Source organism: Bradyrhizobium sp. dw_78 (genome assembly GCF_018449525.1).
Taxonomy (GTDB): domain Bacteria; phylum Pseudomonadota; class Alphaproteobacteria; order Rhizobiales; family Xanthobacteraceae; genus Bradyrhizobium.
On sequence record NZ_JAAVUS010000002.1, the window covers coordinates 536,168 to 548,718 of the forward strand.

At 62.3% G+C, this 12,551-nt stretch carries 11 protein-coding genes; 6 read left to right on the forward strand and 5 right to left on the reverse strand.

What is annotated here, in order from left to right; translation table 11 throughout:
• Positions 1-207 precede the first annotated feature (207 nt).
• From HB630_RS08300 to HB630_RS28745, 6 genes are all read left to right on the forward strand, one after another.
• Positions 208-690 carry a (2Fe-2S)-binding protein gene (locus tag HB630_RS08300; protein WP_213771642.1) on the forward strand — a complete coding sequence of 161 codons (483 nt, stop codon included), beginning with the start codon at positions 208-210 and terminating at the stop codon, positions 688-690.
• Positions 690-4,256 (forward strand): molybdopterin cofactor-binding domain-containing protein, encoded by a 3,567-nt coding sequence (locus HB630_RS08305; protein WP_213771644.1) that lies wholly within the window; start codon positions 690-692, stop codon positions 4,254-4,256. The genes HB630_RS08300 and HB630_RS08305 overlap by 1 nt, the downstream gene beginning before the upstream one ends.
• A 55-nt stretch (positions 4,257-4,311) precedes the next feature.
• Positions 4,312-5,616: a nicotinate phosphoribosyltransferase gene (gene pncB, locus HB630_RS08310; RefSeq protein WP_213771646.1), complete on the forward strand. Its 1,305-nt coding sequence runs from the start codon at positions 4,312-4,314 to the stop codon at positions 5,614-5,616.
• Positions 5,617-5,720: 104 nt separating this feature from the next.
• Positions 5,721-6,242, forward strand: coding sequence for a CAP domain-containing protein (locus tag HB630_RS08315; RefSeq protein ID WP_213771648.1), 522 nt, complete (start codon positions 5,721-5,723; stop codon positions 6,240-6,242).
• Positions 6,243-6,586: 344 nt separating this feature from the next.
• Positions 6,587-7,348 carry a hypothetical protein gene (locus HB630_RS08320; protein ID WP_346656050.1) on the forward strand — a complete coding sequence of 254 codons (762 nt, stop codon included), beginning with the start codon at positions 6,587-6,589 and terminating at the stop codon, positions 7,346-7,348.
• Positions 7,349-7,482: 134 nt separating this feature from the next.
• Positions 7,483-8,496 (forward strand): LysM peptidoglycan-binding domain-containing protein, encoded by a 1,014-nt coding sequence (locus HB630_RS28745; RefSeq protein ID WP_213771650.1) that lies wholly within the window; start codon positions 7,483-7,485, stop codon positions 8,494-8,496.
• Between the two features lie 108 nt (positions 8,497-8,604).
• On the opposite strand, the gene HB630_RS08330 is transcribed toward HB630_RS28745, so the two are convergent.
• The 5 genes from HB630_RS08330 to HB630_RS08350 all read right to left on the reverse strand — a co-directional run bounded on the left by HB630_RS08330 (position 8,605) and on the right by HB630_RS08350 (position 12,468).
• Positions 8,605-9,228 (reverse strand): isoprenylcysteine carboxylmethyltransferase family protein, encoded by a 624-nt coding sequence (locus tag HB630_RS08330; protein ID WP_213771653.1) that lies wholly within the window; start codon positions 9,226-9,228, stop codon positions 8,605-8,607.
• Positions 9,221-10,225, reverse strand: coding sequence for an NAD-dependent epimerase/dehydratase family protein (locus HB630_RS08335; protein ID WP_213771656.1), 1,005 nt, complete (start codon positions 10,223-10,225; stop codon positions 9,221-9,223). The genes HB630_RS08330 and HB630_RS08335 overlap by 8 nt, the downstream gene beginning before the upstream one ends.
• A 21-nt stretch (positions 10,226-10,246) precedes the next feature.
• Positions 10,247-10,786, reverse strand: a complete 540-nt coding sequence (locus HB630_RS08340) for an Mpo1-like protein (protein WP_213771658.1) — start codon at positions 10,784-10,786, stop codon at positions 10,247-10,249.
• 276 nt (positions 10,787-11,062) lie between these two features.
• A complete protein-coding gene (locus HB630_RS08345) occupies positions 11,063-11,869 on the reverse strand; it encodes an RMD1 family protein (RefSeq protein ID WP_213771659.1) in 807 nt (268 codons plus the stop codon).
• 203 nt (positions 11,870-12,072) lie between these two features.
• Entirely contained in the window at positions 12,073-12,468 is a 396-nt protein-coding gene (locus HB630_RS08350) for an OB-fold domain-containing protein (protein WP_213771660.1), read from the reverse strand.
• Positions 12,469-12,551 lie beyond the last annotated feature (83 nt).

Genomic DNA, 12,551 nt, shown 5'->3' on the forward strand with positions numbered 1-12,551 from the left:
GCGGGGTGCCGGGACCTGTCAAGCGCCCTTTCGGCGCGGGACTGCCGTTGCCGAATAAAAAATCAATTTGCTTACGACTTTGTCCATAAAGCAGGCAAACGCTTGCACGTGCGGGACCGGTTGCTTGCACGTTTGTATGCAAACGGTATCTTCGCAAGGGTTTTGCAAGCGATATTGCAAGCGCAAACGCTATAGGGCTCAAGGCGCATGACGCAGACCACGATCCGCCTGACCGTCAACGGCGGGATCCACGACGTCGATGCGGCTCCCGACACCGCGCTGCTTTACGTGTTGCGCAACGATCTCGAATTGAACGGACCCAAATATGGTTGCGGGCTCGGCGAATGCGGCGCCTGCACGGTGTTGATCGACGGCGTCGCGGCGCGCTCCTGCGTGATTCCGATCGAGGGCTGTATCGGCCGCGAGGTCACGACCCTCGAGGGCCTCGGCTCGCGCGACCGGCCAGATCCGGTGCAAGAGGCCTTTATCAGGGAGCAGGCGGCGCAATGCGGCTATTGTCTCAACGGCATGATCATGAGCACCAGAGCCTTGTTGAATCGTAATCCCCAACCTTCCGAAACCGAGGTGCTGGAGTCACTGCGATATAATCTGTGCCGATGCGGCGCGCATATTGAAATCATGCGTGCGGCATTGCGCGCTGCCGGCCACGCCGGCGAGGCCCGCGACTGATGGCGACGGCATCGGACACTCCCCGCGACCGCCAACCATGGCAGGGATCGTTATCCATTACGCGCCCCGCCGGCCAGGGCGCGGGCGGCGCATTCGAAACCTTCATCAAGATCACCGCCGACGGCTCGGTCATGGCCTTCAACGGTCATGTCGATCTCGGCACCGGCATTCGCACCGCGCTTGGACAGATCGTCGCCGAGGAACTCGACGTGTCCTTTGCGCGCGTCGTCGTCGTGCTCGGCGACACCTCGCGCGTCCCCAATCAGGGCGCGACGATTGCCAGCGAAACCATCCAGGTCACGGCGATTCCGCTGCGCAAGGCGGCGGCGCAGGCGCGGCACTTCCTGATTGCGCGCGCCGCCGAACAACTGGAATTGTCGGTCGAAGAGCTTTCCATCGAAGACGGCCTGATCCGCGGCATGGATAACCGCAGCGTCAGCTATGGCGAACTGATTGCCGACGAGACCATCCGCCTCGAACTCGCGGACGACGTTCCGGTGAAGGCGGTCGGCGCCTACACCATCGTCGGGCAATCGATGCCGCGCGTCGATCTTCCGGCCAAGGCCACCGGCGAACTGGTCTATGTGCATGACATGCGCTTGCCCGGCATGCTGCATGGTCGCGTCGTGCGCCCGCCCTATGCCGGCGTCGATGCCGGCGCCTTTGTCGGCACCAGCCTGATCGCGATCGACGAAGCTTCGGTGCGACATATCCCAGGACTGGTCGCGATTGTCAGGATCGGCGATTTCGTCGGTGTCGTCGCCGAGCGCGAGGAGAATGCGATCAAGGCCGCCGCGCAGCTCAAACTGAGCTGGAAGCCGACGCCAACCCTGCCCGACCTGAAAGATGTCGAAACCGCGTTGCGCGCCAACCCGTCGACGCCGCGGACGCTGATCGACAAGGGCGACGTCGACGCCGCCCTGGCCGGTGCGGCGAAGCCGATCGATCGGACCTATGTCTGGCCATACCAGATGCACGGCTCGATCGGCCCGTCCTGCGCGGTCGCGGATTATCAGGACGGGCACAGCCGGGTGTGGTCCGGCACGCAGAACCCCCACGTCTTGCGCGTGGATCTTGCGCTGCTGATCGAGCGGCCGGAAACCGAGATCGACGTGATCCGGATGGAAGCGGCGGGCTGCTACGGCCGCAATTGCGCCGACGATGTCTCCGCCGACGCGCTACTGCTGTCACGCGCGGTCGGCCGCCCGGTTCGCGTGCAGTTGACCCGCGAACAGGAACACGCCTGGGAGCCGAAGGGCACCGGACAATTGATGGACGTCAAGGGCGGCCTGAACGCCGACGGCAACGTCGCCGGTTATGATTTCGCCACCCGCTATCCGTCGAACGGCGCACCGACGCTGGCGCTGCTGCTGACGGGAAGAATCAGCCCCGCCCCGGCCATATTCGAGATGGGCGACCGCACCGCGATCCCGCCTTACGACTACGACCATCTGCGCGTGGTGGCGCATGACATGCCGCCAATCGTTCGCGCATCATGGCTTCGCGGCGTCTCGGCGCTGCCGAACACCTTTGCCCACGAGTCCTATATCGATGAGCTGGCGAACGAGGCCGGCGTCGATCCGATCGAATACCGGCTGCGCTATCTGAAAGACCCACGCGCCGTCGATCTCGTCAAGGCAGTCGCCGAACGCGCCGGGTGGACGCCGCGTCCGGTGCGGCAGGAGCCGGTCCCCGAAGGGGATATCGTGCGCGGGCGGGGTTTTGCCTATGCGCTTTATGTACACAGCAAGTTCCCGGGATTCGGCGCGGCATGGTCGGCATGGGTCGCCGATGTCGCCGTCAACAAGGCGACCGGCGATGTCAGCGTCACGCGCGTGGTCGCCGGCCAGGATTCCGGCCTGATGATCAATCCGGACGGCGTCCGGCACCAGATCCACGGCAACATCGTTCAATCGACCAGCCGCGTTCTGATGGAGCAGGTCTCCTTCGACCGCAACGCGGTGACCAGCCGGGAATGGGGTGCTTACCCCATCATCACATTCGCAAACGTCCCCAAGATCGATGTCCTGATGCTGCCGCGCCAGGATCAGCCGCCGCTCGGCGTCGGCGAATCCGCCTCGGTTCCGAGCGCAGCCGCGATCGCCAATGCCATCTTTGATGCGACCGGCGTGCGCTTCCGCGAATTGCCGTTCACGCCGGAACGGATTCTCCGGGGATTGCGCGGCGACGAGCAGACGACACCGAGCGTACTGCCCGCCCCGGTCGCGACGCCGACACCCCCGATCGACAGATGGCAAAATCCGTTTGCCGGCCGGCGCGGCCTGTTCGCGGGCGTCGCGGCGTTGTGCGCCGCAGTCGTCGGCATCGGCGCCGCCGTGCTGCCGTGGCGGACGATCGCGCCAATCATCCGGCCGGACCCATCGGTCTATTCGGCCGAAACCATTGCCCGCGGTCGGCAACTGGCCGCGCTCGGCGACTGCGCCGTCTGCCACACCGAAACCAACGGCATCGTCAACGCCGGCGGCCGGCCATTGGAGACTCCGTTCGGCACCATCTACAGCCCCAACATCACACCCGATGTCGAGACCGGCATCGGCGCTTGGTCGTATCCCGCATTCGAACGCGCCATGCGCGAGGGCATTCATCGCGACGGCCGCCATTTGTATCCTGCGTTGCCCTACACGCATTTTGCCAAGACCACCGATGCCGACCTTCAGGCACTTTATGCGTTCCTGATGGCACAGGCGCCGGTGCATGCCGACGCGCCGAAAACGGCGTTAAAGTTTCCCTTTAATCTTCGCCCGCTGATGGCGGGATGGAATGCGCTATTCCATCAAGCAAGCGCGTTCCAGGCCGACCCGGCGAAATCGGAAGCCTGGAATCGCGGCGCCTATCTGGTCGAAGGCCTCGGCCATTGCGCCGCCTGTCATTCGCCGCGCAACGCGCTCGGGGCGGAAAAGGCAAATGCCTATCTCGCCGGCGGATTTGCCGAAGGATGGGAAGCGCCGCCGCTGACCTCGCTGTCGCAGGCGCCGATCCCATGGAGCCAGGATGAACTGTTCGCCTATCTACGGAGCGGCGAATCCCGTTTCCACGGCGTCGCCGCGGGCCCGATGGCCCCGGTGGTGAAGGAACTGGCGGCTGTTCCGGATCAGGATATCCGCGCCATCGCCGTCTATCTCGGCTCGTTCAACGACAATGCGATCGACCGGCCGGCGCAGGACGCGCTCGCCGCCCGGCTTGAAACGGCGACCGGCACCCGAACCACAGCGCCCGCGTCGGCCGGCGCCCGCCTCTACCAGGGGGCCTGCGCGGTTTGCCACGAGACCGGCGGCGCGCCGCTGTTCGGCAGCCGGCCGTCACTGGCGCTGAACAGCAATCTGCACAGCGCCCTGCCGGACAATCTGATCCAGATTATCCTGCACGGGATTGCGTCACCCGTGTCGAGCGACCTAGGCTATATGCCCGGCTTCAAGGACAGCCTGAGCGATGCGCATGTTGCGGAACTCGTATCCTATCTCCGGCGGCAATTTGCCCCGGACAAGCCAGACTGGACCGATGTGGGAGCTGCCGTCGAGCGGGTCAAACAGGGAACGCCAGACTAAGCTCCCCGCAAGAAACCCACTGGTTGCATGGTTTCCGGCGGGGTAGAGTTGGAGCATGACAGTTACCGATATTGCGGCCCGGACCTATAATCATGGCTGGCGGCTGGATCCGATCGTCCGCAGCCTGCTCGATACCGATTTCTACAAGCTGCTGATGCAGCAGATGATCCGGGAATTCTATCCGCAGACCCGTACGACCTTTTCGGTCATCAATCGAAGCCGGCATGTGCGGCTCGCCGAGATCATCGACGAAGGCGAACTTCGCGCCCAGCTCGATCACGCCCGCACCATCCGCTTCAGCAAGAAGGAGCTGATCTGGCTCGCCGGTAACACGTTCTACGGCAAGACCCAGATGTTCTCGCCGGACTTCATCGGCTGGCTCGGTCATTTCCAGCTTCCCGAATATGAGCTGCACAAGGTCGACGGCCAGTACGAGCTGCATTTCCACGGCCCGTGGACGCACACGACGATGTGGGAGATCCCGGCGCTCGCCATCCTGAACGAGCTGCGCTCGCGCGCCATCATGAAAGGGCAAGGCCGTTTCGCCCTCGATGTGCTGTATGCCCGCGCCAAGGCCAAGCTCTGGACCAAGGTCGAGCGGCTGCGCAAGCTGGAAGGTCTGCGCCTTTCCGATTTCGGCACACGCCGCCGCCACGGTTTTCTGTGGCAGCGCTGGTGCGTCGAGGCCGTGAAAGAAGGCCTTGGGCCGTCCTTCACCGGCACCTCGAACGTCCTGCTGGCGATGGATAACGATCTGGAAGCGATCGGGACCAATGCGCATGAACTGCCGATGGTGGCGGCCGCGCTGGCGAATGACGACACCGAGTTGCGCTGGGCGCCCTACCGCGTCCTCGATCAATGGCGCCATACCTATGGCGGCAACCTGCTGGTTGCGCTTCCCGATGCGTTCGGCACCACACCGTTCCTGCGCGATGCGCCCGAATGGGTCGCGGACTGGACCGGCTTCCGGCCGGATAGCGCGCCGCCGATCGCGGCGGGAGAACAAATCATCAAGTGGTGGAAGCAGAACGGCCGCGATCCCAAGGAAAAGCTTCTGGTTTTCTCCGACGGCATGGATGTCGGATCGATCGAGGAGACCTATCATCATTTCGCCGGCCGGGTCAGGATCAGCTTCGGTTGGGGCACCAACCTGACCAATGATTTCGTCGGCTGCGCGCCGGACAATTCCACCAATCTCGATCCGATCTCGATCGTCTGCAAGGTGACATCGGTCGATGGCCGGCCGGCGGTCAAACTCTCGGACAATCCGGAAAAGGCCACCGGCATCCCGTCCGAGACCGACCGTTACCTGCGCGTTTTTGGCAACGCCGACCGCGTCCGCACCGCGGTATCGGTTTAACCGGACCAAGCCAAGCCTGTCCCGCCCCGCTGACATTCCCCGCGCGCGCCGCGATCATTGTTCTGATAAGCAACCCAAGCTTTGAGATCGCGCAGACGAATTACATGAAACCATCGGCAGTCCTCTTGTTCCTGATCCTGCTTCTTGGCGGCTCTTCCGCTGCGCAATCATCCCCCGCCGAAATGATTTCGGATTTTCGCCTGAAGCACGGCGAAGGACGCGTCAGCATCGACGCCACGCTCAACCGGATCGCGCTGCAACAGGCCAGAGCGATGGCTGCAAAAGACACGCTCGATCACGACGTGCTGGGATCGTTCAGTTCGCGCATATCATCGGCGGGAGCCGGACGCGCTGCGGAAAATATCGCTTACGGCTACGACAGTTTCGAAAAGACGCTCGCTCAATGGATTAACTCGACGGAACATCGCAAGAATCTCCTGCTGCACAACGCCTCGCGTGTCGGCGTCGCCAGCGTCAGGAACGACGCCTCGCATCGCACCTATTGGGCAATGGAAATCGCAGGCGACTATGAATCCCCGCGGGCGGGCTCGGCCGGGAGAACCGCGGCCAAAAGAAAGCCCTCCGCTCGATCCTGTCGCGCCAGACTCCCCGGCATCTGCTTTTGAAGCCATCCTGACGCAGGGCCGATCCGGCCGAGGGCCGCACGCACAAAACCGTCAAACGGAGCGCTTCACTTCAACTTCTCGTTAACCAAGTTACGCCAGCCTCGCATCATGCAACCAAACCAGGCCTGGTCCGGCAATCGGATGAGAAAGCCGCCAAGCGTAACGCCCGCGCGGCTTTGTTCTCGCGGAAATCCCGATGGCTCCGTCAAAATCACCCGTGTTGCAATTGAGTCGCGCAGCCGGGAAAAAGAGCGCCGCCAGGAGGTCTTCGGTTTGCGGATGCGAAGGTGGAGACTATACGTCCGGCGGGGCCTTGTGGCTGGTGCGCCTTTGGCGAGGAACTCATGAAATTACATAAAGGTAACATGGTGTTTTCAGGCAGGTTTTCGTTCCTGTCGATGCCATGGTTGGATTCGCTGAAAGCCGCCGCGGTCGCCGTGCTGCTGCTCGGCCTGCCGATCAATCTGGGCGCGGCCCACGCGGCACCCGCAGCACCACCACCAGGCGCTCACGTTTTTCTGGTCCGCGGGGTTCTCAACATCTTCTCGCTCGGCATGGACCAGATGGCATACCGGCTGCAACAGCAGGGCATCACCGCCACTGTCCATAACCACATATTCTGGGCCTCGATCGCGGACGAAGCCGCGGCCGAATACAAAAGCGGCCGCATCCAGACCATCATCCTGGTCGGGCACTCATCGGGCGCGACGGTGCTGCCCGATATCGTCGCACGGCTGGATCGGCAAGGGATTCCTGTCAAATTGGCGGTCGGCCTCGACTCGGTGTTCCATACCAGCCTCACCGGCCGGGTCGGACGCTATATCAATTACTACGTCGGCAACGGCGCCGGCACCCGTGTTGCAGAGGCCAAGGGCTTCAGCGGCAAGCTTGAGAATGTCGACGTTGAGACGGTGCCCGGTATCTCGCACCTGTCGATCGACAAGAACGGCCTCATTCAACAGAAGGTGATCGCGGAGATCGACGCCGCCGTGCGCAGCGGGCCGGGCCCGGTGCGGGCAGCCAAGAAAGCGCAGCCGGTTGCAGCCATAGCCCCGCAGCGTCCAGGCACGCGGAGCGCAGCGGCAGCGGCCGCTACCGCCAATTGATCGGCCTGCCGAACGCCGCAACCGGCGTTCGGCAATGCCTCAAATTCCGCTCATTCCTCGGCAATTCAGCATCGAGCCGCGGCGAGCGGCTCGCTTCGGCGTCGTCGGCGCCAATATCGGCGAATGTGCGGGCAGTGAAAACCAGACAAATTCGTCCCAAACAGGTTGCGGCGTTCCTGATCGCGGCGATGATTGCCGTCTATTTCAGCGGCGGAAGCCTGCACCCGGCGCTCGCGGGCCCAACCGCCGCCGCCAGGGAAGCTGCAGCGCAGGTCACGGACCGGCTGCCTCCGCAAGCGAACATCGGTTTGCCGGGCACCCATCCCGCCGCGGCACCGCCGGTAACGGAACAGCCGCCGGTGGTGCCGCGGGGGCGCGCCTATCTGTTCCGGGGGGCGCTTGGGCCGATTTTCTCGCGCGGCATGGATGCGCTGACGGAGAAGATCCAGCGCGCCGGCATCACGGCCGATGTCTACGAATTCACCATCTGCGAACTGGTGGCCTCATGGGCGATCGATGACTACAAAAAAGATCCCCAGCCGATCATCCTGATCGGTCACTCGATGGGCGGACGTTGCGCCGTGCTGTTCTCGGAGAAGCTTCAAGACCAGGGCATTCCGGTCAGCCTGGTCGTCAGCATCGATCCCGCTCACATGACCCCTGACGTCCCGCCCAACGTCGAGCGTTACATCAATATCTTTATCTCGACGCAAATTCTCGGTGGCGGCGACATCAAGCAGGTGGCAGGTTTTCCTGGCCATTACGCCAGCTATGACATGGCCCAACATGACGAGATCTCGCATATTACGATCGACAAGATGGACCTGGTCCATCAACAGATCGTTGCCAAGATCCTGCAACTCTCCGCAACGCCGGCAAAGGTCGATGGTGAGATATTCCCGCTGCGCTATGTCGTGCCGCCGAAGGAACAGATCGAGCTGTGGGATAGCGGCACGGCCATAGCGGCGCGCTCGGGCGATACACTGAAAACCCTGGCGCAACAATACGGCCTGCCGCTGTGGGCGCTGACCCAGATCAACCAACGGATTCCGGAAACCGCGCCGCTTGCCGCCGGCCAGCGCGTGATCATTCCGCGCCATCTGCTGCCGGTCGCCGATATTGCCGAGCCGAGTTCGGCCCGGCGCTAAAATCTTATCGGTTCTGACGGAATCAAAACCGAGGCTCACCTCTTTTGTTTTGACGCGTTTTCTTCAGGCGAACCGGCCTCCGCTTCGCCCGAAAACGCTCTGGACTAACTAAAAGTGAAGGAACGGCACGATCATCGGCACCCGGCGACAATAGGGTCCGTAGTTCTCCGGGCCGAGTTCGGCGGTGAGGAAGACCTCCTCCATGCGCGCCTTCTGCCACTCGCCGAACGAGATGAAAATCGCGCCCAGCAGCGCTGTCCATGTCCCAACGGCGACGCCGGTCGCCAGAAGCGCGAGGATCAGGCCGGTATAGATGGGATGGCGCACCAGCCCGTAGGGTCCGGTATCGACGATGCGGTGGTCTTCCTTGTGCGTGATGGCATTGGACCAGTAGCGCCCGAGATGAATGCGCCCCCACCAGGTGAAGGAGATACCGATCACGACCACGACGGCCGCGACATAAGTGCCGATGTTGCCGAGGTCGTAGAGCGGCTTTTCTTCCAGCGCTTGCGCAAGCCACGGCGACAGCAGGATCGCGCCGACCAGAATGGGCAGGCGATAAACCCATGAATCCAGGGTCGGCACATAGTTCTTGGTCCGTCCGGACCAGAAAGCCGCAACGACCCAGCTGATGACCCAGGCGAGCCAGATCAGCGCCAGCAATTTCGTGGGCCAGGTGACAATCCAGCCGCTCAGGATGGCGTTATAGATTTCGCCGGGTTGACTAAGCATGTTTCAGAATCCGGCTGAGGGGGACATCCATCATGTGGGCAATGGTTTCTCGCAAAACAGACTCGACGGGACGCGGAGCATAGCCGAGTTCACGCTTCGCCTTCTCGATTGAAAGCGCCGACGCCCGCCGCGCGATCCGGACGCCTTCCACCGTCGCCGCAGGCGTGCGACGCGTTACATAATCCGCCTTGAACTCGATGATCGAAGCGGCCAGTTGCGCGAGCAGACCGGGAACCGGAATGAACAGCTTGCGGCGACCATTGACCGCCGCCATCAGCGCCAGGATCCGGCTGAGCGGGACGCAGTCGCCGCCGAGAAGGTAGCGCTGCCCGACCCGCCCCTTCTCCATCGCGAGGATAAGGCCAACCGCCACATCGCGCACGTCGACCAGGTTCACGATGAAGTCGAGATACATCTGAAAGCGGCCATCACCGAGAAAATGCTGAAGCATGGCGGTCGGCGGCGTCAAATTGTGATCGTGCGGTCCGATCGGCATGGTCGGGCAACCGACAATCACGGGAAAACCGGTTGCGGCAGCCTGCAATGCCAGCCTGTCGGCGAGCATTTTCGAGCGGGTATAGGGACCCGGCATTTCTTCGACCGTCAACGCGGCATCTTCCGCGGCGACGCCGTCCGTTTGTGAGGTACGGAACAGAATTGATTCGGTCGAGCAATGCATGAACCTGGCTACGCCGCGCTGACGGGCGGCGTCCAGAACGTTCTCGGTGCCGGTGAAGTTGACCGCGTGAAAATCCGCCTTGTCCGATTTCCACATGCCGGGCAGCCCGGCCAGATGATAGACCTCGTCGACGTCGGCCATCACCTCCTGCACCAGCCCCTTATCGAGCACCGAGCCCTGGACATAGTCGACCGCCGGCAAGGCGCGGGTCGGGAGCAGGACATCGAGAACGCGCACCTGGAGGCCCCGGGCGACAAGCTCGGATACCAGATGCTGCCCGATGAAGCCGCTGCCGCCCGTAACGAGTGCGCGTGTCATGAATAGAGCTGTGTGTCTTGCTTAGCGGTCGTCAACGGATAACGAAGCGCGGCTTGGCGCAAGTTGCGCGGTTGGCCCGATGATCGCGGCAAGATCGTGGCGAAATCCAAGGGCTATGAACAGTTTCGCCATTACGAACATCGGTCCAAGCAAAAGATGCGTCGGGTTGTCCACCAGCGCCGGCTGCCGGCGTTCGAACACCTGATGCCCGACGATTTGAGACGCCACGCCGACGACGATCAGAACCGCGGTCGTCACCCACACGCCAGCGACACCCGCATACCCCACGATCAGCGCCGCGGCCGATAGTAGCAAAACGGCCACACCGGCGATCGCCAACCCGATCGGCAGGTCGAGGACCAGCCAATAAATCAGTACGGGCAGAGCCAATAGCGTCGCCATCGTGGTTGGGGCGCCGAACAACGAGACCGGCCACATCGAGAGCGGCAGCGTTGCGCCCAGGAACAGTAAAAGGATGCCCTGCACATGCATGGCGCAATTCCACGGATCGCGGTGATATTCCACGTAATCCACCAATTGGCGCTGAAAATAGGCGGTCATACGGGGTCCTTTCCTGCTTTTTTGGCGCGCTGGAACAATCTAAAGCAACCGGTCATGGCAATATGGAACTCTGGATCGCCCCCCGCTCGGACGCGGCACTACTTAAACTGCCGGTCTGGCCCGAGTCAAAACCCGGTTTCGGAGCTGGGATACCATGTCACAATTTAGGGGCGCCACCCCATCGTCGCACAGGCCCGGTTTCGGTCTGGACCATCCGCCCGACTGGCGATCCTGCCGGCTGCGCCGCATATAATTCAATCATTCCGATCCGAATCTCTAATGCGCCGTTCGAGCGGCAAAGATCTGGTAGAAGGTAATCACGATCTCGAACGCAATCAAACCCACGACGATCAGCTCGAGGCGCAGAGAGCGCTGCGTATCGATGATGTCGGCAAGCGTATTCGCGGTCTCCGAGATCACGGCAAGCTTTCGATTAAGCGTCTCGACGCGCTCCTGCAACTCATACTCGTCTTCAAGACGAGCGTATAGCCGTTCCATATCCGGACGATCCCACAACGCGTCGGGCTTCTCCGTGATCGCCACCCGGCCGGAAACCCTGTGCTGAACCAGGAGCGCGTTGCCGATGAGCTTGAGGATTCCCGTCCGGTCGAGCCGGGCTTTTCCCCGCGTCGCCAATTCCCGCGCAAAAGGCTCGATCACCTCGAACACGCTGGCAACCTGCCGTTCATCGTGGGCGAGCACGACGCTCTTGGCCAGCACGTCAGAAATAACCAGCAATCTTTCCTGCGACATCGACTTGATCTGGATCGGCCCTCCAACCGCAACCTGATCCTCGTCGCCATCCGCCAGCCTTATCGCCGCGGTCTCTTCCTCGTAGCGTTCGAATTTGCCGGATACGTAAGGAGAAAGTTTCTCCAGGAAATCGAGTTCCTGCTGCGGCGACAGATCGATCAGAACAACGACACCGTAGCGGAATAGCACGGCAACACCGCTGCCCTGGATGCGCACCGCGAGCGGCGTGTTCGATAAGATCTCCCCCTCAAAGCCGGTCGTGTTGATGCGATCCCCGACATGGAGGGCGTGAGCCGTCATGACATGACCGCCCGGCGCCAAGGTTTTCATTCGCGAATCCCCGTTGATCATCAGGAAAGAGACTGCGTCTCCATCCGTTCCCCGGAGTCACAACATCCGACGGATCAGCCTTAACAAAGGCCAACCGCTCTTGCCTTATCCATGCTGAGCATCGCTCACGCCATCCAAGACCTGACGGCAGCCTGAACGAAATCGCGCGCGCCGGCGATGTCGTCGTTGCCCCTGCCCCGAACTCAGGCGGGACGAAATTTGGGGCCGATAAATGTATTGCCGCTGGCATCGCGCTTGATCTCGCCGATGACCAGCGCGACACGTGCGCCGCTGCGAAGATCGGCATCTTCCCAGTCCACAAGCGGGGCCGTCAGCACAGGGCCGGCATCAAGCCTGATCAATCCGATCGCGAAGGAAGTATTGAGTCCGGGAATGCCGCGCAGCACACGGGTGAAATTGAGAAGCGTTCCGGTGCCATCGATTTCGACAGGTTCGATTTCGTCAGCCGCGTGGATTTCCGGATTTGTCGAGGGCGGCGGATAGAAAATCTCGCCTGTGGCGCGGGATCTGCCACACACGAGACGCGGCAGCGGCGCTTCGACAAAAGGAGCGTCACGCAGAGCGTTACGTTTGGTCATGATTGTCCCCCTCGTCCACAGTGATGACGGAGTCCGCCATCCGGCTTGCCACACGCGGCTAGGCTATGAGGGCCACAGGAACC